The sequence below is a fragment of the Pedobacter sp. N36a genome, from assembly GCF_014472395.1.
In the GTDB taxonomy this organism is placed as follows: Bacteria; Bacteroidota; Bacteroidia; order Sphingobacteriales; family Sphingobacteriaceae; genus Pedobacter.
Genome location: NZ_JACSZW010000001.1, coordinates 667,439 through 691,596, shown reverse-complemented (window position 1 = coordinate 691,596; position 24,158 = coordinate 667,439). Strand labels below are relative to the sequence as shown.

At 37.6% G+C, this 24,158-nt stretch carries 26 protein-coding genes and 1 tRNA gene; 17 read left to right on the top strand and 10 right to left on the bottom strand.

Features of this window, described 5'->3' with window-relative positions:
• Positions 1–467 precede the first annotated feature (467 nt).
• From H9X96_RS03230 to H9X96_RS03165, 14 genes are all read left to right on the top strand, one after another.
• On the top strand, positions 468–1,781 hold the full coding sequence (locus tag H9X96_RS03230; protein WP_187664879.1) for a site-specific integrase: 1,314 nt from the start codon (positions 468–470) through the stop codon (positions 1,779–1,781).
• Between the two features lie 2 nt (positions 1,782–1,783).
• A complete protein-coding gene (locus H9X96_RS03225) occupies positions 1,784–2,752 on the top strand; it encodes a hypothetical protein (protein WP_187664878.1) in 969 nt (322 codons plus the stop codon).
• A gap of 94 nt (positions 2,753–2,846) precedes the next feature.
• The gene (locus tag H9X96_RS03220) at positions 2,847–3,131 is read left to right on the top strand and encodes a helix-turn-helix domain-containing protein (RefSeq protein WP_187664877.1); all 285 of its coding nucleotides are present in this window, start codon (positions 2,847–2,849) and stop codon (positions 3,129–3,131) included.
• A gap of 196 nt (positions 3,132–3,327) precedes the next feature.
• Positions 3,328–4,056, top strand: a complete 729-nt coding sequence (locus tag H9X96_RS03215) for a hypothetical protein (protein WP_187664876.1) — start codon at positions 3,328–3,330, stop codon at positions 4,054–4,056.
• Complete coding sequence (gene dnaB, locus H9X96_RS03210; RefSeq protein ID WP_187664875.1) at positions 4,053–5,441, top strand: replicative DNA helicase; 1,389 nt, start codon at positions 4,053–4,055, stop codon at positions 5,439–5,441. The genes H9X96_RS03215 and dnaB overlap by 4 nt, the downstream gene beginning before the upstream one ends.
• 22 nt (positions 5,442–5,463) lie before the next feature.
• A complete protein-coding gene (locus H9X96_RS03205; protein ID WP_187664874.1) occupies positions 5,464–6,141 on the top strand; it encodes a hypothetical protein in 678 nt (225 codons plus the stop codon).
• 7 nt (positions 6,142–6,148) lie between these two features.
• Positions 6,149–6,430: a hypothetical protein gene (locus H9X96_RS03200; protein WP_187664873.1), complete on the top strand. Its 282-nt coding sequence runs from the start codon at positions 6,149–6,151 to the stop codon at positions 6,428–6,430.
• A 56-nt stretch (positions 6,431–6,486) separates the two neighbouring features.
• Positions 6,487–6,795 (top strand): hypothetical protein, encoded by a 309-nt coding sequence (locus H9X96_RS03195; protein WP_187664872.1) that lies wholly within the window; start codon positions 6,487–6,489, stop codon positions 6,793–6,795.
• A gap of 11 nt (positions 6,796–6,806) precedes the next feature.
• A complete protein-coding gene (locus H9X96_RS03190) occupies positions 6,807–7,133 on the top strand; it encodes a hypothetical protein (RefSeq protein ID WP_187664871.1) in 327 nt (108 codons plus the stop codon).
• Positions 7,130–7,360 (top strand): hypothetical protein, encoded by a 231-nt coding sequence (locus tag H9X96_RS03185; RefSeq protein WP_187664870.1) that lies wholly within the window; start codon positions 7,130–7,132, stop codon positions 7,358–7,360. Before H9X96_RS03190 ends, H9X96_RS03185 begins: the two co-directional genes overlap by 4 nt.
• 122 nt (positions 7,361–7,482) lie before the next feature.
• Positions 7,483–8,004, top strand: a complete 522-nt coding sequence (locus tag H9X96_RS03180; RefSeq protein ID WP_187664869.1) for a hypothetical protein — start codon at positions 7,483–7,485, stop codon at positions 8,002–8,004.
• A 5-nt stretch (positions 8,005–8,009) separates the two neighbouring features.
• On the top strand, positions 8,010–12,371 hold the full coding sequence (locus H9X96_RS03175; protein ID WP_187664868.1) for a tape measure protein: 4,362 nt from the start codon (positions 8,010–8,012) through the stop codon (positions 12,369–12,371).
• Between the two features lie 2 nt (positions 12,372–12,373).
• The gene (locus tag H9X96_RS03170; RefSeq protein WP_187664867.1) at positions 12,374–12,808 is read left to right on the top strand and encodes a hypothetical protein; all 435 of its coding nucleotides are present in this window, start codon (positions 12,374–12,376) and stop codon (positions 12,806–12,808) included.
• Positions 12,809–13,025: 217 nt separating this feature from the next.
• The gene (locus H9X96_RS03165) at positions 13,026–13,742 is read left to right on the top strand and encodes a hypothetical protein (protein ID WP_187664866.1); all 717 of its coding nucleotides are present in this window, start codon (positions 13,026–13,028) and stop codon (positions 13,740–13,742) included.
• Between the two features lie 71 nt (positions 13,743–13,813).
• Here H9X96_RS03165 and H9X96_RS03160 read toward each other — a convergent pair whose 3' ends face one another.
• From H9X96_RS03160 to H9X96_RS03130, 7 genes are all read right to left on the bottom strand, one after another.
• The gene (locus H9X96_RS03160) at positions 13,814–14,725 is read right to left on the bottom strand and encodes a S49 family peptidase (RefSeq protein WP_187664865.1); all 912 of its coding nucleotides are present in this window, start codon (positions 14,723–14,725) and stop codon (positions 13,814–13,816) included.
• 3 nt (positions 14,726–14,728) lie between these two features.
• Complete coding sequence (locus H9X96_RS03155; RefSeq protein ID WP_187664864.1) at positions 14,729–14,926, bottom strand: hypothetical protein; 198 nt, start codon at positions 14,924–14,926, stop codon at positions 14,729–14,731.
• 632 nt (positions 14,927–15,558) lie between these two features.
• Positions 15,559–15,762 carry a hypothetical protein gene (locus H9X96_RS03150; RefSeq protein WP_187664863.1) on the bottom strand — a complete coding sequence of 68 codons (204 nt, stop codon included), beginning with the start codon at positions 15,760–15,762 and terminating at the stop codon, positions 15,559–15,561.
• 349 nt (positions 15,763–16,111) lie between these two features.
• Entirely contained in the window at positions 16,112–16,516 is a 405-nt protein-coding gene (locus H9X96_RS03145; protein WP_187664862.1) for a hypothetical protein, read from the bottom strand.
• A complete protein-coding gene (locus tag H9X96_RS03140; RefSeq protein WP_187664861.1) occupies positions 16,509–16,805 on the bottom strand; it encodes a hypothetical protein in 297 nt (98 codons plus the stop codon). Before H9X96_RS03140 ends, H9X96_RS03145 begins: the two co-directional genes overlap by 8 nt.
• Positions 16,806–16,981: 176 nt before the next feature.
• Positions 16,982–17,284: a hypothetical protein gene (locus H9X96_RS03135; RefSeq protein WP_187664860.1), complete on the bottom strand. Its 303-nt coding sequence runs from the start codon at positions 17,282–17,284 to the stop codon at positions 16,982–16,984.
• 561 nt (positions 17,285–17,845) lie between these two features.
• Positions 17,846–17,917: transfer RNA gene (locus H9X96_RS03130), tRNA-Arg, on the bottom strand.
• Positions 17,918–18,319: 402 nt separating this feature from the next.
• On the opposite strand from H9X96_RS03130, the gene mgtE reads away from it, so the two are divergent.
• Positions 18,320–19,693 carry a magnesium transporter gene (gene mgtE / locus H9X96_RS03125; RefSeq protein WP_187664859.1) on the top strand — a complete coding sequence of 458 codons (1,374 nt, stop codon included), beginning with the start codon at positions 18,320–18,322 and terminating at the stop codon, positions 19,691–19,693.
• 130 nt (positions 19,694–19,823) lie between these two features.
• Here the strand turns inward: mgtE and ychF are convergent, their stop codons facing one another.
• Positions 19,824–20,918 carry a redox-regulated ATPase YchF gene (ychF, locus tag H9X96_RS03120; RefSeq protein WP_062550043.1) on the bottom strand — a complete coding sequence of 365 codons (1,095 nt, stop codon included), beginning with the start codon at positions 20,916–20,918 and terminating at the stop codon, positions 19,824–19,826.
• A 101-nt stretch (positions 20,919–21,019) separates the two neighbouring features.
• On the opposite strand from ychF, the gene H9X96_RS03115 reads away from it, so the two are divergent.
• A complete protein-coding gene (locus H9X96_RS03115) occupies positions 21,020–21,490 on the top strand; it encodes a DUF5362 family protein (RefSeq protein ID WP_187664858.1) in 471 nt (156 codons plus the stop codon).
• Between the two features lie 130 nt (positions 21,491–21,620).
• Here the strand turns inward: H9X96_RS03115 and H9X96_RS03110 are convergent, their stop codons facing one another.
• A complete protein-coding gene (locus tag H9X96_RS03110) occupies positions 21,621–22,310 on the bottom strand; it encodes an SRPBCC family protein (protein ID WP_187664857.1) in 690 nt (229 codons plus the stop codon).
• A complete protein-coding gene (locus tag H9X96_RS03105; protein WP_187664856.1) occupies positions 22,307–22,558 on the bottom strand; it encodes a hypothetical protein in 252 nt (83 codons plus the stop codon). Before H9X96_RS03105 ends, H9X96_RS03110 begins: the two co-directional genes overlap by 4 nt.
• A gap of 172 nt (positions 22,559–22,730) precedes the next feature.
• On the opposite strand from H9X96_RS03105, the gene H9X96_RS03100 reads away from it, so the two are divergent.
• The gene (locus H9X96_RS03100; RefSeq protein ID WP_187664855.1) at positions 22,731–24,155 is read left to right on the top strand and encodes an alpha-L-fucosidase; all 1,425 of its coding nucleotides are present in this window, start codon (positions 22,731–22,733) and stop codon (positions 24,153–24,155) included.
• The last annotated feature ends 3 nt before the right edge of the window (positions 24,156–24,158 follow it).

Genomic DNA, 24,158 nt, shown 5'->3' with positions numbered 1-24,158 from the left:
GTTTTTTCTGCTGCTGTCAAAACTTCTCTTCGCAACTTCAATTTTCAGGCTTTGGATGTAGGTCACCACTGTGTTGTTTATTGTGTAGCGCTGGATTTAAAATAATAGGGGCAGAATACCAGGGTCAGCTCGTATAATCCTTCCATCTAGATCAGCGCTTTAGAATGGTTCATCGAACTGGATTTCCCCTTATTGGGCGGCAGGTATTATTTTAGGGCTAGCTTAATCACGAAAAAAGCCTTTAAAGAGATCTTTAAAGGCTTTTATTAGTGTTCCCGAAGGGATTCGAACCTTTTGATGACGTTTAATGATATTCAGGGATAGAATAGCCGTTAATAGCGTTTTAAATAGGGTTAAATTATTTTGAAACCTAAATTAACATCAACATTACGTAACTGTCATTAAAATAATTGCACCTATTTTTGCACCATGTTTGGTAAAAACATACCTTTAGCAAAAAAATAGCAATGGGCACAATACGTTTTGATCTGAGAAAAGACATGGTGTCAAAAAAGACACTGAAATCACCGCTTAGAATTATCTATCAAATCCAAGGAGAGAGGTTTACAATTCAGACCAAAATAAAATTACATGAGTTAAACTGGGACTTATCCACCAGGCTTCCAGTATTTGTAAAGAAAAAGGATGCATTAAAGTTAAATCCAAATATTGATTTTGAACTAACTCTTCTCGATAGTGTTCAGATCGGAAATGTTCTCCAAGAGATGAATACATTAACTTCCCAGATCCGGAACATAGAAAAGCGATTTGAGTATAATAAACAGTCCTATTCTGGTTCAGATATCATTAAAGAAATTAAACAGCAAAATGGTGGAAAAACCCATAAAGATGAGGCTAAAGAATTGCTATTTAATTTTATTGATCAGTATATAAGTGATCATCTTGCGCTTAGGGAACCAGGCAGTTTAAATATTTATAAATCTGTTAAAACACATTTAATGGCTTTTGAGCAACACTCAAAAATCAAAGTGAAATTTGACCAAATTGATTATTCATTCTTTGCTAAGTTTCAAACCTTCCTTATAAATCACAGAAACCTCGGCAATAGCACCATTGCTAAACTCCTAAGTACCTTAAAAACTCTTTTAAGCTATGCCAGACGCAATAATATCAAGATTTCTGATAGTTATAAAGACTTTACAATTAAGAAGGAAACCCTTGAAGTAATTGCCCTAGAGCAAGACGAGTTTAATGCCTTGTATAATTTAGATTTATCTTCTAATAAGCGACTGGACCAAACAAAAGATGTGTTTTTGTTTGCATGCGTTACAGGTTTCCGGTATTCCGATGTTGCCCAACTAAAAAGAGAACATATCCATAATGATGTTATCACAATAACAGTCAAAAAAACAAAAACTGAGCTGAGCGTTCCATTGAATGCAGTATCTGCATCTATCTTAAGCAAGTATAAAGAAAATCGAAGACCCTTACCAGTAGTTTCAAATCAAAAATTGAATGATTACGTCAAAGAGCTATGTCAACTGGCCGGTATTGATAAACCTCAGGAGATAGTTAGATTCAGAGGGAATGTTCGCGAGATTAATCTGTACCCAAAATGGGCGTTGATATCGTTCCATAATGCTCGAAAAACCTTTGCTTCTCTATCATTAGAAAAAGGAATGAGCACTGAGGAGGTTATGAAAATAGGCGGCTGGGAAGATTACAAGAGTTTTAAGCGCTATGTAAAAGTGACTGAACAACGTAAAAAGTTAGTGATGGTGAAAGCCTGGGGTGAAGTAAGCAACTTAAAAGTAGTTTAGTTATGAGTGACAACGATAAGAATAATAATCATTATGTCTGGGATAAATTAGGCCCATTGAAAAACAATGACGGAGTAGTGTCACTAGCTCATTTGGCAGAGTTTTCAGAGGATTTTATGGATAATGTTAAAATGAAAATAGAACATTATTTGGATACCTCTATCCGCGTCTTTCCTTGGAATGAAAAGTTAATTAACAAGTTATGTAAAGAGTTTTCTGATACAATGATGGAGTTAGCTGAAATGAGATTAGTCTTTCTTTTTTACGGCGTAGATCAATACAGGGAGTCGGTGGAAACATATCTTACAAATTTTCACGAGAAACTCTTAAGATTAAAGATTGCTTCACTTGACGAAATCGAAGAGTGGCTACTTAAGCAGCCTAAAGAGGAAGCACTTGAGTTTGTTGATAAAAATTATCTCGATGTTAGGAAGAGAATTAGAATTTCGAAGTTTTTTAATGAGCCTGTAGAGAGGTCACATGAATATTTAAACGATCAATTAGCAGATTGGAAAGAAGTTATTATAAATGCGCCAGAACGAAAAGTAAACAAAAAGCTAGGAGAAAAGCTGGCTAACAAAAACGTTCCTGAAACTTTTAATGAATTGTTCAGACCTTTATATAAAGGTCATATAGGCGCATTTGTTGGAATATTACGAAAACTACGTCTACCTGATGATATTTTCACTCAAGCTCCATCCTTAATTGATGAAAATAATACATGGCTAATTGAGAAACACAGTCCTGCTGCTGGGATGTTTTATACAGCACTCATTGAAGCAAATATTATAGAAAATGTCAATAATAAACTTGCAGATAAATTATTTGTCTCTTATTTTGAAGGTTTAAAGCCAGGATCAATAATTCACTCTTATAAATCATATGCAAAAGTTGAAGACGTTTACTCCAAAGAAGAAATGTTAGAACATATCATAAGTCTTAGAGACGACATAAAACGCCTAAATTCCTAGATTTAGATTTTTTTTTCTATTTTTTCTATAATAGAAAGTATAGAAAATCCCGCATTACACCTGCTGTAAATTTGTTTTAACAAAACGAAGCAGCATGTCTTACAATCCATTTGAATCATTAGAAAAGCGGTTAGCTATTATAGAAGAAAGGCAAAATCAAATATTGTCTTTCGTTAGCAAATCTAACCCTGACTTGGCAGAAGTCAATGAAGCGCTCGTAAAAACCTCACTAGTCTTAGAGAGGTTCGGCATCAGCGACAACACACTTAGAACATATAGACGAAGAGGTGTTATTCCCTTTGTTATGCTTGGTAAGCAATATTTTTACAGGATTTCTGATGTAGAGTCAGCCTTGGCTAAGAAAGGGAGAGGTATATAATGGCTATATCTAATTATACTGAAAATCAGCACCAAGTAGTTCCGGTAAGTGATTTCTCAATCCTACAAGCCTTAAAAAGATACCCATCATTATACTTCACTGAAAAGGGGATCGAAAACTTATGCAAAAAATTCAGGGTTACTGAATCCCATTTACATCACCTGATCAGTTCAGCACAAAAGGATAAGGGGTAAGGATGGCTGATGAACAAAATCCACGTATTAACTACATCTCCCAAATGAATGCTTTCAGGGAGAGGAAAATTGAAACGCCTGGTATAACCTCTGGGATTATAGCGGTGTATTATGCTCTACTTGATATGAACAATCAGAGCAAGTGGTCTGAAGAGTTTGATGTGGACTTCGGTTATATGATGGCTTTGGCCAAAGTTGACAAAACAACCTACTACAAAGCACTGAATTTTCTACAGGAAAATGGATTCATAACTAACTACCAGAAAGGTAAAAATCTATATACGAGAGCAAAGGTTACCCTCTGTTTACTATACGATAAATCGCTAGGTAACTCGGAAGGTAAGCAGGTGGGTAACCCACTAGGTAACTCGGAATCTGAACAGAACAATAGTAAAACATTAAACACTAAACCTAAAAAAGAAAAGAATGATCATTTGATCGATCCTCTTTTTGATCAATTCTGGGATATATACAAAAAGAAGGTAGGAAGAGATAAGGCCTTGACTAAATGGAAGACTTTAGCCGGTTCAGATAAGTTGGAAATACTGAAGGTTGTTCCTGACTATGTAAAATCAACCCCCGATAAACAATTTAGGAAGGATCCTATCACATATTTAAACGGTGGCCATTGGAAGGATGAACTTATAATCGATTCTAATATACCTGATGCATCTACGCCAAATGATTTTGTATTGGGTAAGCCAAGAAACCAAGTAAAACACACAGCATGAGAAATAAATTAGAAATATTAAACGTTCCACCACAAGCCAAAGAGTTTGAAGAAGCTGTGTTGGGTGCTGTAATGTTAGAACGAGAAGCATACCATGAAATAAGCTCTCTGATCAATGAGAATAGTTTTTATGATGAAAGGCACAAGAAAATATTTAAAGCGATTAAAAGCCTGTTTATGGCTTCCAGTCCAATTGATATAATTACCGTTGTCGGCCAGTTAAGGAGGTTAGGTGATTTAGAGGCAGTTGGTGGTGCATTCTATGTGACTGAACTTACAAGTCGTGTTGCTTCATCTGCTAACATCGCTTATCATGCCGGCATCATAATGCAAAAATACCTGGAGAGGGAAACTATCCGTATAGTAACAGAAACATCCAAAAACATCTTTAAGGGTGATCAAGACATTTTTATGTTGCAAGATCAAATGATCAATTCAATTCAGAAACTTACCGAAACAAGTGCTGGTCAAATTTCTGAATTAAGTGATATTGTGAAGGATCGTCTCTTGCACTATGAAACCAAAAGTGAAAATGGACTTACAGGTATTCCCAGTGGGTTTCATAGTATCGATTTGATAACTTCCGGTTGGCAGAACTCCAATCTCGTTATACTAGCTGGCAGACCTGGAATGGGTAAAACTGCATTCATGCTTAATCTCTGTCGAAATGCTGCGGTTATTGGTAATCAGCCGACCGTTATATTTTCTTTGGAAATGAGTAAGGAACAGTTAACTGATAGAATGCTGTCGGCCGAAACAGGTATTCCACTTGATAAAATTTTAAATAGGAATTTACAACCGTGGGAGTTTTACAAATTTCATCATTCAAGAGAATTAATTGAGAGCACAATATTTATTGACGATACTGCTTCATTAAGCATTCAATCATTCAGATCTAAATGCGCTCGTCTCAAAAGAAATCACAACATCGGTCTAATAGTCGTGGATTACCTGCAGCTTATGAAAGGTGAATCTGAATACAAAAATAATCGTGAGCAGGAAATAAGTAGCATCTCACGAAGCTTAAAGGCGGTTGCTAAGGACTTGAATGTGCCAGTTATAGCATTATCCCAACTGAGCAGGAAAGTCGAAGAGAGGGCTGGAGCTCATAAAAGGCCAATGCTTTCTGATTTGCGTGAATCTGGTTCAATTGAGCAAGACGCTGATCAGGTTATCTTCCTATTTAGACCTGAGTATTACGGAATTATGGAAGACGCTGAGGGCAATAGTATGGTCGGTATTACAGAAGTGAATTTCGCTAAAAATAGAAATGGCGCTATTGATACGGCAATCTTAAGTTTTAATGGTGCTAAAATGAAATTCAGCGAGATACAGGGTATTCCAGGTGAAATAACGAATGAAACCAACGAAGAAAAAATATTTTAATCAGTAAAAGAAAATAAAAGATATGGGAAAGCAAGAAATAGAACAACAAAGGACATTAGTGTTCGAAGACTTATCGAGGCTTAGTAACCCTCAAAATAGTTTAGAAAAGGTCGCGAACCTGGCTAATAAAGTAGCTTCAAAATACGAAGAGCTTAGCATGGGCGCATTTACTATCGAAGTATATGAGGATTTGGTTTCAAACGGGGTGTCAAATGTCCAGGTTAAGTATTCCGATGACGTAAAATCAGAGATTAAACGTCTTAAGATCAATAATCCAAGTTTGAAAAACGCCTTAATGAGTGATATTGATAAAGCATTGAAACCGCTATCAGATGCTGTTTCGGAACTTAAAAAGTATAGTAGTGATCGAATTGGTTATTACACTCTTATAAGTGGATCTAATAAGATCACATTCTTCAATAATAGATTTAATATAACACAAGAAAATATTGAAGTATTAAAGGATGAATATTGCAGGATTTACATAGAAACTGAAGCTGAAGCAAAAGGATACGCTTCACTTCTGGACTTTGTGAGGGCTTATAACCAGATGATCACTGATGTCAATGGTTATAATAGCGACTTAGCAAATAAACTTAGGTCAACTGAAACCCTGAATAGATTTATTACTCATTTAGATGGCAAGACCGCTATTTACGGTCCTAATCTCGCTCAATTCACTTACACAACAAATAATTAATAAACATATGAAAGGTAAACACACATTATTAGCGGCTTTTTTGGAAAAAATGAGCACTGAAACTCGCACACAAATTGTAAAGGATCTAAACGAATTCATTCGAAGCCATCCAAATAACGCTGCGAACATTGAAGTAGATAGTCTGATGAGCTACCATGGCCTAGATAGGTCTCCGGAAGAGATTGAATCAGATAGACAGCAAGAACGGTTTAAACAGGGGCTTGAGCAATTTAATTCAAACACTCCAGAAGCCCGAAAAGCTTCAAATGTGAACATACAAGAAATGTGATAACAATTGGGGGCCTAACAATCCCCCTTTTGTAAATAACAAAGAAATACTAAGATATGGCACCGAAGAAAGGTACAACCAATAACCCTTATGGCAGACCCAGGGGATCGAAAAATAAGGCTACAGAGAACATGAAACAGGCTGTAAAAGATCTTATTGATAGCAACTGGAAAATAATAGGTGATGATATAAAGAAGCTATCCCCAAAAGATAGAGTTGCCTTTATTGAAAAGCTTGTAGCCTACGTGCTTCCAAAGACAACAACTATTGAGGGTAATATGAATAACATCAATTACAATGTGCCATTGACGGATGAAGAGGTAAAAGCTTACGCTAAGGCTTTGGAGGAAGAGATTAATATCTAAAGTAGATAAAGATGGATAATATAAAACAACGCGGACGGCCTAAGGGATTGCCTAGAACCGGCGGAAGGAAACCAGGTACCACTAACAAGGTAACTAAAGACCTAAGAGAGGTTATATCTGGATTCCTTCAAAAAAATGCGACAAAAATGCAGGAGGAATATGAAAAGCTAGACCCTAAGGATAAGCTGACCTTCTTTGAGAAGATGATAAAATATAGCCTTCCAGCCATGACAGCCGTTGATCTTACTACTAAAGGGGAAAGTGTAAATCGATTCGACAAGATGTCGGACGAAGAGCTGCAAAGAGAGTATGAACGATTAAAACAGAATTTTACATGACAATAAAAGAAAAAATGGGGTTCATAATGGATAATGAATCGCCAACAACATTTAAACAAGCTAAAGAGCTAGCTAAGCATCAATGGGATGTTATCGTTTATCTCATGGATCAGAAAAAAGAAACATTTGCAATGTATAAAGAACTAGAAGATCATCATATAAAGCTGCAGGCCTTTGTTCAAAAGCAAATGATTGAAGATCACAAGCCAGATAAGCTTCCAAATTAAAGGTTCAAATCTCACCTCATCTCAAAAAATAAACACAACAATATAGAAAACAAGAAGTTACATCATAAAACACAAATAGTGGTGCGTTTTATGGTGCATAACTTCTCTTAATTTATTAAAAAATGAAACAGACAATTAAAAGTAATCCCCTTACGATAGCAATAGGAACCAGGCCTACAAATGTATTAATGTGGGCTTTAAAAACACTAAGAATCCTCCCATCTTATAGAAAGTATGAAATCACCCCTGTATTAGCTGTAGTTAGATACAACGTCTCTAAAATAGCAATAACTATCCCAGATGAAATACTTGCTGATGGAATGGAAAGATCAGTATCAAACCTATATATAGAACAAGTAGATAAATTAATAGAGATAATTGGTTTAGGGATGGTTAACAGCCCAAAAGGACCAAGTAAACATCTTTTAAGAAGAATAAAAAAAGAATTTACAGTCAATGATCTTCATCAAGCAATGCAAATCATATCAAAACAAATGGATCTATTAGGGTTTGTAAAGAGTCTTGAATTCATTAAAGGTCAAAATGTATTGGATTCTCCTGACCAACAGATAGAAATGCGATTGCCACCAGGTGTGGACCCGCCTAAGGATAGTGATATTGAAAATAAATCTTTTGAAAACTAAATATTATGGCTGTAAATATCACAGGTGGGCCGCTAGATTTCACCGCAACATTAAATGATTCAAGATTTAATAACGGAATAAATAACATGGAGCGCGGTGTAAACCGTATGACAGATGGCATGCGAAGGCAGGGAGATGAAATTCAATCTTTCTCCCAGAAAGCAGGAGCAGCCGCTGCTGCATATTTTTCAGTTCAAGCGGCTGGAGGTTTTGTTTCATCAATAGTAAAGGTCCGTAGTGAGTTCCAGCAATTGGATATTGCATTCTCGACCATGCTGAAAAGTAAAGCAGCGTCTGACACTTTAATGAAGGAGCTGGTTGTATTTGCTGGTACCACGCCATTTGGATTAAAGGATGCTGCCGGAGCCGCTAAACAATTACTGGCTTACGGATCAACTGCCAAAACCGTAGTCGGTGAACTCCGGATGTTGGGGGATGTAGCCAGTGGTGTTTCTGTGCCGATTGGTGACCTTGTTTACTTATATGGTACATTAAAGACTCAGGGGCGCGCTTATGCCATGGATATACGTCAGTTCGCTGGCCGTGGTATTCCGATTTATGCTGAACTCGCTAAAGTTCTTGGTGTAGCTAAAGACAAAGTTGCTGGATTAGTTGAATCAGGAAAAGTTGGGTTCCCGCAAGTAGAGCAGGCTTTTAAAAACATGACTGCTGCCGGTGGAATGTTTGGCGGGTTGATGGATGCTCAATCTAAAACTCTAACTGGCCAGATTGAAAGGTTAAAAGATGCCTGGGATCTGATGTTAAATGATATGGGGCAATCACAAGAGGGCTTATTTGCATCAGGTATAGCTGCCGCAACCAACATGATAGAGAACTACCAGGATATCCTTGATATTTTAGGATCTCTAATTGCCGGATACGGAGTCTATCGTACCGCCCTATTATTAACAGCTGCCACCACATCAGTAGCGACATATGCATCTGTGGGCTTTACTAGCGCGGAAATACTCCAATATTACTGGACACAAACCTTGGGGAAAGGTCTAAAGGCATTGAATGCAGTGTTAGCTGCCAATCCATATGTGGCTGTGGCTACCGCATTGGCCGCTATAACCACATATCTTTATATGGCTGAAGATGCTACATCGAAAGTTAAAACTGCATCAGAGTTGACTGCTGAAGCCGTAAAATTACAAGGCGATAGTGTTTCAACAGCAGAATCAAAACTAAAGGTATATGTTGAAATGCTTAAAAACACGAATCTGTCAGAGATTGAAAGATTAAGCATCTATAACAAGATTAAAGATATTGATCCAAGTATTGTAAAAGGTCTTGATGCAAAAACACTATCATATATCAACCTTAAGAAAGGAGTTGACGAGTACATAAAATCATTAAGAGATAAATTCCGTTTAGAAACTCAAGAAGGTGCCATTAAGGCCAGTATTGGCAATGAGAGCGAGATAAAGAAGAACCTAGACAATACCACTGCCGTTTTAGAGGATTACTTAAAAAAAAGCGGTAAAAAAAGAAGCGATGCAATAAATGATTCAACTATAAAATCCTTAATGTTTTCAGAAAATCAAGAAAGGGCTAAAATCTTGAAGCAGCAGATTGAAACCAATAAGTTGATCGGTAATTCTGTTCAAACTGGATCAAAGGAACAAATCAATGCTGCTAAAAATGACTTGGCTATAATTGAAAGCCAAAAATCATTATACAAAAGGGGATCTGTAGAGCTATTAACATTAGAAAAGCAATACTTAGAAAAGCAGGATGAACTAAATGCTTTAAGAAATGTAAATAAGCCGGTAGACAAAACGGATAAGATAGAAGTCACCAAAAATAAAGCTTTCTATGCAGAAATAGTAAAAAAGAACACTGAAGACCTAGAAGCGTTAGATAAGGCCAGCAGTACTTTCGAAAAAGATGCTGCTCCTTTAAAAAAGAAGATCTCTGATGCTCAAAGGGAATTACTAAGTTTTAATGTTGTCAATTCTGGTAAAACAGACAAGGAAGAGGGATCCGCATTAAAACGCCACGCTGAAATGCTTCAAAAAATCTATGATCTTAATGATAAATACAACAATAAGTCTTTAACTGATGATGAACAAAAGTTAGCTGAGATCAGGAGCCAATACAAATCACTGCAACACGACATAGATACTTATAACAAGGATCCTAAAAATAAAAAGGTTAATCCGGATCTGAAGCCAGCGATTGAAAAGGCACTTGAAAATCAACAATATTCAAACGATACTGAAAAATTAAAGACTGAACTGGACAAGCAGAAGGTTCTTTATGATGATTATGAATCATACAAAACATCCTTAGGTAAGGAGGCTGCTGATTCTCGTTTCAAAGGTGAAATAGATACATCGGTTACTTATTTACAGAAATTAGAAGCTGAACGAGCTAAACTACTCAGTAAAGACCCAACGGAAATGAGTGGTCCTGAGCTGGATCGCCTGCAAGATCAGGATAAACGGATCAATGAGGAGATAAAAGCCGAACAGAAAAAACGTGACCAACAATACACCGAAGCATCCCAGGTTGCTGAAACCCTTGCTAAAAAAGAGCTATCTATCCGTGAAAAATACAATGAACAGTTGGATGCTCTTCTTAAAAAACAGAACGGGAACGTGTCCGATGAACAACGAAGAAATTTAGAGCTAAGCAGGGATGCAGGTATTAACTCTGCTAGGGAGGAGGTTTTGGCTAAGTCTGAAATTTACAGAAAATTCAGTGAGGACGCTTTGATCCTGACTCGGGAGCAGATTAGAAAGCAGATTGAAACAATGCGTTCCCTGTTAAAAGATCCTTCAATTTCTGGTGATCTAAAAAAGAGTGTTGAATATCAGCTTAGTGGCTTAGAAGGTCGGTTAAATTTGGGCGCTAACAAATCTAATGTAAAAGAGCTTAACAAGGAAAAGGGTTCAGTAATTGGAGAAATATCTGAGAGACAAAAACTTAAGATAACCACCCCTGAGAACGATGCTGAATTAAAGAGGCTTTATGGAAGGTTAATTGAAATTCAGGATGCAACTGATAAAATTAACGCTAAAGGCCTAAAAGGCTTCCTTAACAAACTTAAGGATAATAAAGCCCTAGATACAGTTGCTACCGGTTTAGGATTAGCCTCCGATGCCGCTATGACTTTGTCGCAAGGTTTAGGTGGGGTTGATACTGAAGCTGGTTATACATTAGATACTATTGGCCAACTGGCAGGGGCTGCCGCGGATGTTGCTGGGGCAATTGTTTCAGGTGATCCGGCCAAGATGGTGGGTGCTGCGGTTAAAGCTGTTGGTACATTATTCTCCATCGGAAAAAAGGTTCGTGAAATGAACTTAGCCGCTAAAAAGGAGGTTGAAGATTTTTATATCAACGCAATAAAGGGAGAAAGAGAGTACCAGGATCTTCTGAAAGAAAGGCAGCTTGAAACAGTTCGAAATAATAAAATTGCCCTTCAAGGTATTCGTGATGAAATTAATTTAAGAAAGTCGCAAAATGCAGCGTATAGCAAGGAGGCCGATGAGATCATGGCTAAGCTTCAGGGACAAAGTTCTATTGCATCTGAGACATATAAACATGGTACCTGGTTCCGGAAAGCAAAAGTTGAGAAAACATACGCGAGTCTTCAGGGCAAATCATTTCAAGAACTGAGTCAGTTGCTCGCGGAGGGTAAGCTGGAGAAAGATGCTAAAGCACTAGTTGAGCGGTTAAAAGAGCTTGAGCAGAAGGGATATGATGCTGAAGAGGCTATTGCTGACTTAGCAAGAGAAACCTCAGAGTTGTTTACTGGCACCACGTCAAACGCACTAACCGACACGCTGGCTGACATGTTTAAAAGTGGAAAAACCTCAGCTCAGGATCTTGCAGACTTCTTTAAGACGTCGATGGACGATGCTGCGCTGAGCATATTCAAAAATAAGGTATTGGCTGGGGCAATGGAGAGTTTCTATAATGAGTTTGATAAAGCAGCTCAAAGTGGGGATGAGCTTACTGCTGATGAGATCGCCAGGTTAAATGGATTATTTACTTCACTTACAGGTAATGCACTTAAAAAGTTTGAAGAATTTCAAAAGATTACCGGATCTGATCTAAAAGGTAGTAACTCAGACACGACTGCTTTAAAACCCAGTACACTTACCGCCTCATTAAACCAGGATACCGGCTCGCGCCTTGAAGGTTTATGGCGTGGTCAATTTGATATTACTAAGCAAACAAACTTAACTGCGCAACAAATTTTAAACATCGCTAAAGCAAACTTTGATACTGCACTTAAGATTGAAGCTAACACTTTCAGGACAGCGAATAATACGGATAACCTTAACCGGTTAACAAATATTGAAAATACACTTGCTTCAATTGATAAAAAAACTGGAGCTAAAACTACGAGGGACTAATAATGATAAAACCAAATTTTACCCGCCAAGATATTCGCCGCGCAATTGGCGAACGTCTTGTAGCCGTGGATCGGGCTATTGTACTCCGTCTTGCTTTTATAGGTGAAACGTTTGTAAATAATGCCCGGTTGAAAAATACATACATGGATCAGAGCGGGGCTTTAAGAAGCTCGATTGGGTATGTGGTTTTAAAGAACGGCGTAAAGAGATTAGGCAGTGATTTTGTTAAGGTTAAAAACGGTGAAGAAGGAGTGGCCGCAGGAAAGAAGCTTATTAAAGAATTATTACAAGCACATCCAACAGGCTATGTCTTGATTGTTGTAGCTGGAATGAATTACGCTGCTGCTGTTGAGAGTAAAGGGAAAGATGTATTAACCGGTAGCATTCCGGAAACCAAAAGACAATTAAGAGCAGCCTTTAAAGACTTTAATCGATAATAAATCAATAGCCGGTGACATCCCGTCAGCGGCTATTGGTAACCAACGGCTACATAAATTTTAGAGATATAAATATAGGACTAAATTAATTAGGTTCAAATCCTACTGTATCTTAAATAAAAGAGTTAAAACCGGCAGTAAACACATATTTTCAATAACAAACGCAATTCATGGTGCACAAAGTGGTGCACTTTAAGTAAATTTAAAACAAAAAGAAATGGAGAAGACCCGGATTTTAATTCATCAAAATGATGAAATTATTAAGCAGATTGATCAGGCATACCTGAATGAAAAATCTTTAATTCTTAGCAAAGCCAATAATGTTATTGCTTTATTTACCGAATTTGATGAAACATACATCGAGTTAGGATCTACAACCGCAAAGTATAATGAGTTGCTTGCTGTTGGTCCACAATCATACATTGATGCAGCAATAAGCAAGATCAAAGCTGAATTTGCTACTGCTGGCATTACATCCCCTGCAGTAACAGATGCAGTAACCGCTCAAACCTATGAAAAGGGTAATGCCTTTTTAAGGGCTTTTAATGAGTTGCTGCAATATCTAGATCTCAGGTTAATTCTCAGGTTAGAATATCCTGGAATGACGTTCGCTTTGACAGATATTAAAGTCGTCGATGGCTTAGCGGCCATAAAGAATGAAATAGATCTAGAAGGCTTGAAAGACTCTAGGGCCAGACAATACATTGATACAGAAACCGGCTATGACCTTGTTGCTAAAGCGGAAAGTCTGGTAAACATTCTGAATTCTATCAATGAGACCTTAAGATCAAACGGCCTTTATAATATTACGGATCTAAATGGTTTTGGTGATTTCGCTGAGTATGTTTACCCAGCACAGGGCTCTAATGCTAAGCTGGAGGTTAATCTACCTGGTATTCATAATTATACATGTAGAATTATGAATAAGGTATAAAATAATAAAACCGAGTAATAACTACCCGGTTTTATTATTTTATACCTTTAATTTAAAAAGTGTTACTAATCCTAATTCGGTTTAGGGGCTGCAAACTTCTCAATGTAGGCAATCCCTGTATGATTTTCTATAAACTTAACAGCTAAACTATTCGAAAAAGTATGTAAATACATATGGTGAGTTGTTAAAACTGCATCTTGTAAATCTTGATCATCCTCTAACGCTGTAATATTTAAACCTACATCAATACACTCCTGTTTTGGGATATGTCTAGAATGAGATTTTTGTTCTTGATGGTTTGAGAAGGTAGTAAGTATTTTTTTAACTGCATCTTCACCCTTTCCATGACACATATTGTGACTCAACCAACTAGAGACCATTCTTTCTGACCATTCAATTGCTTGCTTACACGCACCTAGAAATGTTGGGTGGTATTTGCTAATTATTGCCTGCCAAAGTATTGCAGAATGGGGATTTACTTTAATATCATTTGTTGCCTGTGCAAATTCATCTAAAACAGCTTGACAAGCCATGCCACCAAATTGAGGATCTATTGGACCAAGGTTAGAGTGTTTCCCCATGATGATCTCTTTAGAACAAAGAGCTATCATAGTCCCAGCAGACATTGAAATCTGAGGCACAATAACCCTAATATCTTTACCAAAAATTTGGTATAAATAATCAACTAAAGATTCGGTCGCAGCAACATCTCCTCCCGGAGTATGTAAAATTAAATCTAACCCTAAAGTTTTATCTAGCTTATTAATAGCTAGCATAAAACCAGATTTATCTTTATCATTGACTGAAGCATCCGCTGATCCAGGCCTCTGCATCCAACCTGAATAATAGGCTATAACATTTCTTTTTGTAATCGTGTGTATTTTTGCTAAATATTTCCTTCTTACAGTATCATATGCATTGTCATCTGGATTCTCTTTACTAGCTAAATCTATTTCTAAGATGACTTCATTCCAATTTGGCATTTATTATTTATTGATTGAGCTATTATTGGAAGCCACCACTGGAGTGGTGTCCTTATAAAGGGTAAATACTGAAAAATTTTCTGTTTGGTTCATCCATCCAAGATTAGATTGAAAATTTGAGCCATTACCGACTATGTTACTATAGTCATGTTTGAATAACTCGGCATACTCTTCTGCTGTTTTGATTTTGTCAGTTGCCATGATTGTTGAGTTTTGAACTTTTTTGTAACTAAAAAAAGAAGACACACAATCCCAACGGACTGATATATACTTCTTTATTTACTTTGTTAACAGCCAAATCTATAAAATAGTTTTTATAAATCACTATGTCATAAACTATCGTCATTTGAATGAAAAACTAATTCTAGCGGGTACATTATTCAAATTTCAAACTATTATATAGCACAGATTTAAATTAAGACCATCAACATGATCTACATTCATTTTGTATACATATTGTATACAGGTGCAAGCCAAAAAGCAAAAACGCTTAAAATGCCTTAAAAACGTTTAAATATTTTAAAAAATATTTGAAAAAATATTTGAATCATTAAAGTCGACCTATGTTTCGTATGCAAATAGGACAAAACCATTAAATCACTTGGAAGCTATTTTCCCCAGCTGTTTACCGTAAGCTTCCTTGCCTCTTCTTACGAATCTTCTCATTATGAGCTGCGATGAACTCCAATCTCCAGTTGCGCCAGAATTCTTCAGTTAACACCAGTGATCCGAATTTCCCAGAATTGGGAATCTTGATTGAAGATGATTTTAATATTTTCATTTTTAACATTTATAAATATGCCTAGGTAGGTTTTACCTAGGCATATTATTACCTACACGATAAACAGTCCGTACTTTTCTCTTAACTTTTCCTTTATCAAAGTAAAATATTGCTTTTCTGTAATTCCTAATGAGATAAACTTCTCCTTTTTACGATTCCAGCAGCGCCTCATATCCTTTAAATAAGCCAGTTCAAGCAGTTCGTCTGTACTAGATTTTGCCTTAATCCTTCCTTTATTTAGATATGCGATTTTCATTATTTGTGTGTTTTTTTGTTTCTGATCTTCTTATTATGCGCTGCGATGAACTGCAACCCTAAATTCCTACGGTATTCTTCCGTCAAGATTATTAATTTACCTTTCTTAGGCAAATCAACTTCAGTAAGTTCTTTAACTATTTTCATGATTAATTTATATTTAATGATCCTCTAATCGATTTGCCTCCAGGGGCCATTCGTTACAACTACTTTTAAGTAAAGGCCTGATATTTATTGACCTAAAGTTCTCTTCCAGGAGATCATTCTTTAAAACCTCCTGCAAAAGCATCTTTTCTAGGAGGTGTATATGCCGCTTGAGGTCCTTGATTTTTTCTTTATCAGATCTATTATTATTTAACATTGCACCCCTCCTCTCCGTTTCCACGAAATCCAAACCATGGATCAGGCATTAAGCTACTTTCTCTTAGTATACGGTCCACCTCCTGTATATCGTCAAGTAATAAAATTCCCTGAAGTCTATTAACAGTCTGAAACATCCTTGCAACCTGGTCATTGTTATCATAGCCATTGTCATCTATTAATTTATAAAGACCTCTTGTAATCGCTTTTAGCGCTGCAAAGTTTTCAGCATACGCTTCCGGACTGTCAAACATTTTGAGAATTCGACTGGCCTGACTGGGGGTAATGAAATTTAAATCAGTGGTGAATTTACTTGGCTTAACTTTGCTTCCACCCTTATTTAGCATTATTACAACGGAATTATTTCTGGTATTCTGCTTGGTTCTTCTATTCATTATCTACTCCTTTCTCTTTAGCTGGACCAACATAATAAGCGTACTCCTGTACATCTTTTCTAACTAGCCAAGTAGTTTTCATTGTGGTAGGATCAGTAAAGGGGCATTCATCATCAAACTCGGTCCACCTTAACTCTACATTTCCACGAGGCACTGTTTTGAGTTCTTTCGGCCACTCTCCCCATAAATGTGTAATGGCGTTCATCGACTGTCTAAATCCTTCAAAACCATCGCCGGTACAAGTATTTGGGTTATGAGGGATAATGTAAGAGCGATCACAGTAGGTCACATCAAACTCTGAAAACTGGTGTTGGCTGTAAAACTCGCTTACACTAATTCCCCACCACTGTGGTTTCTTGAGAGCGAGTAAACAGTGATTGTGGAAACATGGTCCTTTATTATCTTGAATCAGACACACCGGTGATTGCACTAATACGGCTACTGGTGCTTTCTGAAGTGAATTGGTTAAACGCATGAGTTTACCTCCGTTCTAATTTTATTAACTGCATTGAAGTCAGAAAACCTCCTAAGAAGGTTGACGATCATCCTTACATCGTGAACTGTATTTGCTACGTGGAATGATGATTCTTCATCTGAAACAAGATACACGTTCAATAAGTAGTGAATTGTTTCTTCATACCCGTCAAGGGTTTTTGAATCAACAAAACCGGAAAGAGTTTGGTTTAAAACATTTTTGTTTGAGCCCGATAATTGCTGGATTAAAGCATTGGTGGCTTTGTTTTGAATTTTACGAATGTTGTTCTGCATAACATTTAATAAAAGTATCCCGGGTGCTGCAGAACAACATTTAACTCTTTACAGAGAAAAAAATAGATACGGTTCCAAACCGCTCACCCAGGAATATTGTTAAAAAATAATTTTGCTTATGTGGTATCTCTGTTAAAGTTCGTAAATCTGTTAATATGTTATTCTGCACTGCAATGATGAGAAAAGATATTCATATCCACAAATAAATTATTTCTTAAAGGATTTATGATCTGCCCAAAGTGTTTCTGACGTCAGATCACTATTTGACCTGCTGTATGTAATTTATACAGCAGCTTTTCGTCTTCATTCAGGGTGTTAAAATAATGAAGGAACTGAGTTGATGCACTTAGGTATCTAAGTAAACCATATGGTTTACACACCTTGCTTTTAAGCAACAGCAGCATAAATATAGCCTCTAAGGATATCGGAATATAGAAAAAACTGCGTAGTTATTTTTTAGTTCAAAAATCAAGAAGATGCACCTAAATTTGCACCATGTTTTTAAAATTCGTAAAAAAACCCCACTAAAGCATATTTAGAGGGGTTTTTGAATTTTACTTGTGTTCCCGAAGGGATTCGAACCCATATCTGTTGAACCGGAATCAACAATTCTATCCATTGAACTACGGAAACATTTTGGCAAATATATCAATTTGATTGGTTATTCCTTTATACTCTTTAAATTTCCATCTTTTCATGATTTCTTAAGCTAATAAACACCTTTAGTACTTTAAAAAACAAGCTTCTACTATAAAAACTACTGTTTACCTGCAAATAAGTAAATCAAATTCACGCTCAAATCTGTTCTCTTAAAATCTGGTAATGAAACGGATAGATAGGTCTGGGCTTTTAAAAGTTAGGCCTTCCTCTAAAAGACAATAATAATCAGACATAAAGGCCATTTTTCGAAAATAAAAAGGCACTTTTGCAAAAATGATAAATGCCGTCTTACTGGAATGCGGATCAATAAATCCCATCCTAAGGACTTAGGCATTAAAAGAATACATTAATGAAAATCATGTAAAGAAGGGGCGTATGGAAGAAATGATTGTTGAAGAGGTCGAAAAGCTCTTAGAGCAGGAAGATAATACACAATTAAAGGAATATTTAGACAATCTGAATATTTCGGATGTGGAACATCTAATAGACGAACTTCCACAGCACGCAGTTACATTTATAGATACGTTGTCCATCAAAAGGGCAGTTAACGTTTTCAGAATCCTCGACTTTCCAACTCAGGAAAGGATCATTAAGAAACTTCCCGGTAATAAACTCGCTGAGTTAATCAACCTGTTGCCTCCAGACGACCGTACTTCCTTATTTTCCGAGCTCAGTGGTGAGGCTGTAAAAAAGCTGATCATTCTGCTGCCAGCGAAAGATAGAGTAGAAGCGCTTTCGCTTTTAGGCTATGAAGAAGACAGTGTAGGCAGGCTGATGACGCCAGATTATGTGGCGGTAAAGAAAGACTGGACAGTAACCAGAGTATTGGAACACATCCGACGCTACGGAAAAAACTCCGAAACCATTGATGTGATTTATGTCATCGATAAAGATGGAACCTTATTGGACGACATCAGGATCAGGGAGATTCTCCTGGCAGATCCAGAGGCAAAAATTGGAGATCTCACCGATCGTCGCCTGATCGCCTTAAAAGCAAATGACCATCAGGAAGAAGCCATTAACATCTTTAGGATGAATAACCGCGTCGCTTTACCTGTTGTAGACGACCATAATGTGTTGTTAGGAATTGTAACTGTAGATGATATTCTTTGGATTGCAAATGAAGAATATACAGAAGATATGCATAAAATAGGGGGTACACAGGCACTCGATGAACCCTATTTAGATATGCCTATTCTGGGTTTATTTAAACGAAGAATAGGTTGGCTGGTGGTGCTTTTCCTTGGAGAAATGCTAACTGCAAGTGCAATGGGTCATTTTGAAGCAGACATCGCAAAAGCGGTAATCCTGGCCATGTTTGTCCCTTTGATCATTTCCAGTGGTGGTAATAGTGGCTCTCAAGCCTCTACACTGATCATTCAGGCAATGGCACTTGGCGAAATTACTGTTTCAGATTGGTGGAGAGTGATGCGGAGGGAAATCATTTCAGGCCTGATGCTGGGCGTGGTATTGGGCTGTATCGGTTTCCTAAGGATTTTTGCATGGACGTTCTTTACCGATATGTATGGCCCGCATTGGATGTTAATAGGTGTTACTGTCGGCGTTTCCTTAGTAGGAGTCGTTTTATGGGGATCATTGGCAGGCTCTATGCTGCCTTTAATTCTGAAAAAGCTTGGAGCAGACCCTGCAACCTCTTCCGCGCCATTTGTAGCGACGCTGGTGGATGTCACCGGATTAATCATTTACTTCTCAGTAGCAGTGATGTTCCTGACCGGAGTACTCCTCTAAAGCAGGAAAAAGCCGCTAAAAATAAATCCTCGTAAAACTATCCAGGGAATTATTCATATAAAAAAAACCGGATGATCAATAATCATCCGGTTTTTTTTATATGAATAATGAGGTCAGTTAAACCGACAAATTATACGTTAAAACGGAAGTGCATGATGTCTCCATCTTCTACAACATAAGTTTTTCCCTCTACTGCTAATTTACCAGCTTCTTTACAAGCTGCTTCAGACCCTAAAGTAACGAAGTCATTATATTTGATCACCTCTGCACGGATGAAACCTTTTTCAAAGTCTGTATGGATCACACCAGCAGCCTGAGGTGCGGTAAATCCTTTAGTTATCGTCCATGCACGTACTTCTTGAACACCCGCAGTGAAGTAAGTATAAAGATCTAATAAACGGTAAGCTGCAACGATCAGTTTGTTTACACCAGATTCCGTTAAGCCCAGGTCAGCTAAAAATTCCTGACGCTCTTCATAACTCTCTAGTTCTGCAATTTCCGATTCTATCTTCGCTGAGATCACCAATACTTCAGCTTTCTCATCTTTTACTGCTTCTTTCACGCGATCTACATACGCATTGCCATTGATTACAGAGTTCTCATCAACATTACAAACGTACATCACTGGTTTCTGAGTTAACAAACCCATATCGGCAATAAACTCAAAATCTTCTGCTGCTACTGCTGCCGAACGTACCGACTGGCCAGATTCAACATGTGTTTTGATCACGCTTAAAATATCGAAAGTTCTTTTGGCATCCTTATCGGTTTTAGCCATTTTCTCTACTTTCTGAATGCGTTTCGTAATGGTGTCAAGGTCTTTCAGCTGTAACTCAGTATCTATAATTTCTTTATCGCGAATCGGATCAACTGAGCCGTCAACGTGAATCACGTTTCCGTCGTCAAAACAACGCAAAACATGGATAATTGCGCTTGTAGCCCTGATGTTACCCAAAAATTGATTGCCTAGTCCTTCGCCTTTGGAAGCACCTTTCACTAAACCTGCAATATCAACAATCTCAATTGTATTGGGTACAATACGGTTTGGCTGTACCAATTCTGCTAATTTAGTTAACCTTTCATCTGGAACGGTGATCACACCGATATTAGGTTCAATTGTACAGAAAGGGAAGTTAGCCGCTTGAGCTTTTGCGTTAGATAAACAGTTAAATAAGGTAGATTTTCCAACATTTGGTAAACCAACTATACCACATTGTAATGCCATGAATGATTTTTTCTAGTTTTGGCGCAAAGCTACCAATTTTTTAAAAATATTCTTTATGTTTAGGGTATCTAAAAACTAATTAACGTTTAAATCACAGCTATATGGAAGAATTCGAAGAAACTAAACCAGATCACACAGAGGTAGAAACACTTATTGTCACGGAAGATATCCGCAGCTACATCTATGAAACGGCTAAATGGGCGAAATTTCTATCTGTTATGGGCTTCATATTTTGTGTTTTAATCATTTTATTGGCTTTAAGCTTACCTGCAATCCTTGCAGCGATGACTGCAATGGGTAAAAATCCGATGATGGGCGTAGCTACTGGTGCACTATCTGTAGTTTATATTCTTTTTGCACTGCTGTATTTTTATCCAAGCTTAATGTTGTTTAAATATGCTAACTCAGCGAAAAAAGCAGTGTTATTTCTAGATCAGGAAAGTTTAGCTGAAGCCATGAGCAAGATGAAATCATTTTTCAAATTCTGGGGGATTTTAACTATTGTGATGTTGGGACTATACTCGGTCATCTTATTATTGAGCGTGGTCACTGCTATTGGTGCAGCCAGCTAAAACCTGCAAATACGCTGCGCAGCATCATCCTAAAAGAATAAAAGAAAAGCGTCGAAAAATTAAATAAAAAGTGCTGGATCATTTATTGATGATCCAGCACTTTTTATTTAACCCAGTTTACCCTTTAAAATCAAATATATACTGGTGTTCTATGCTCAATTGTATGCTTGAAATTTTTCATTTCCTTTTTCAGTAAACCTTCCAGATAAGGGTTGATCATTTTCGAGATGCCGATTCCTACACCGCCGCCAACCGGACGATAAGACAGCACTACTTTCAAAAAAGTATCTTTTCCATCTTCAGAAGGGGTAAATTCTACCCTTCCTACATGGCTAAGCAGGGATCCTGAAGCAGACTGCCAGCCAATCAAGTGCCCCGGTTCTTCCTTTACAATTTCGGCCTCCCAGTTTACCGAAAATAGATTGCCAATCACTTTGGATTTCCAGGTCGACAAATGCTCATCAATTACTTTCACATCCAGCAGGTGCTGTATACTTCCCGGAAGATTATTCAGATTCCGCCAATAGCTGAATACTTCTGCTACTGGCTTCTCAATCACAAATTCCCCCCGAATATTAACTGCACGAGGCTTTCTTGCGTCAATTCCCAATTGCTCATAAAACAGACAACGTCCTGTTGCAGCGCGATAGGCCATATATGCGCCATAAAGAAACTTCGTTTTCGATGGCCTTCTGAGGCCCCAGCTGATCAATGCTCCACTTAGGAACATCGATACCATACGTTCCGACCATCCTATATTCTCATACTGATGCTTTTCAATAGAAAACCTGCCGGATCTTAATTTTAATGGAGTACTCATGATTTATGACGCTGATTAATTTCTTTTCCAATGGCATCTACCATATCATGGTCTAATATTCCCCATATCTGTTCCCATTTGCCATCTATTTCTTCCCTTAATTGAGTGATTCTATCGTTATCAATATAACAGATGAAATAACGGGCACCATCACTGGTTTCATCTGGTTTTACGGTTATTATAGCGTCTGCGCCATCTATATCCAGATGAATGTCAAACTCATCCGGACCTGATTTATTGTCTTTCATGTTTGCTGGGTTTAATTTCAGCTTATATAACACCTAAATGGGCTTAGTGTTTTACAGGATGCTGTGAATCAAGCCAAAATCATTTAATTTAATGGCAAAAAAAAAGAACTTACAGCCGCTTATATGTTGCAATTTAGGAGACTATATCTAACCATAAATGAATTTTAAACGTATGAAGAAGTCCTCATTTTTTTTCTTATGCTCTTTTTTGCTGAGTACCGGCAGTACTTTTGCACAAAAGGCACCTGCTCCTTATGGAGCAGTTCCAAATAAAAACCAGCTGGCGTGGCAGGATATGGAGTACTATATGTTTATCCATTTTGGGCCAAATACCTTCACTGATAAGGAATGGGGGCATGGTGATGAAGATCCTAAAGTCTTCAATCCAACTAAACTGGATGCCCGTCAATGGGCACGTACTGCGAAAGCAGCAGGGATGAAAGCCATCATTATCACTGCAAAACACCACGATGGTTTTTGCCTGTTTCCAAGTAAATACAGTACCCATACCGTAAAAGAAAGTGCCTGGAAAAATGGCAAAGGCGATGTGCTGAAAGAACTTTCTGCGGCCTGTAAAGAATATGGCTTGAAATTCGGTGTATACCTATCTCCATGGGACCGTAACCACCCTAAATATGGCACACCAGAATACAATCAAGTATTTGCCAATACATTGAAAGAAGTACATACCCAGTACGGTCCTGTATTTGAACAGTGGTTTGACGGTGCAAAAGGAGAAAAAGAGAAAAACCAGGACTATGATTTTAAGCTGTTCAATAGCATCGTCAGGGCAAATAATCCGCAAGCAGTGATCTTTAGTGATATTGGTCCTGATGCACGCTGGATGGGAAATGAAAGTGGTGTTGCCGGAACGACCAACTGGTCTACTTTAAATACCGATGGTTTTGGGGTAGGGGCAGCGGCACCTGCAGCAACCGTATTAAACACCGGAAATGAAGATGGCAAATACTGGATTCCTGCGGAGGTCGATGTTTCTATCAGACCAGGATGGTTCTACAGTGCCAACACAGATGATAAAGTGAAAACTTTAAAAGAACTGGTGTCCATTTATGAAACCTCTATCGGACGTAATGGAAACCTGTTATTGAACGTTCCTGTAAACCGTGAAGGACTGATCCATCCCAATGACTCCACCAGATTGATGGAATTTAGAAAAACCATTGATGCCAGCTATAAAACAAACCTGGCGAAAGGAAAAAAAGTTACCGTGAGCAATACCAGAAAAGGCGCGCAATTTACTGCCGCAAATCTGACGGATGGTCACCCAGCTACTTATTGGGCTACAGATGATCAGTTGAAGACCGCTGCTATCACCATAGATTTTGGAAAAGCAACGGAACTCAACCGCCTGGTTTTACAGGAATATATCGCCCTCGGACAACGTGTCAAATCGTTTTCTGTCGAGTATTTAGCTGACAATACTTATAAAACTTTAGACCAGCAAACCACGATTGGCCATAAGCGAATCCTTTCTTTTCCAAAGATAAAAACCACTAAAATTCGTGTCAATATTCTGGAAGCAAATGCCTGTCCGGTGCTATCAGAGATAGCAGTATACAACGCACCGGACTTATAGGCA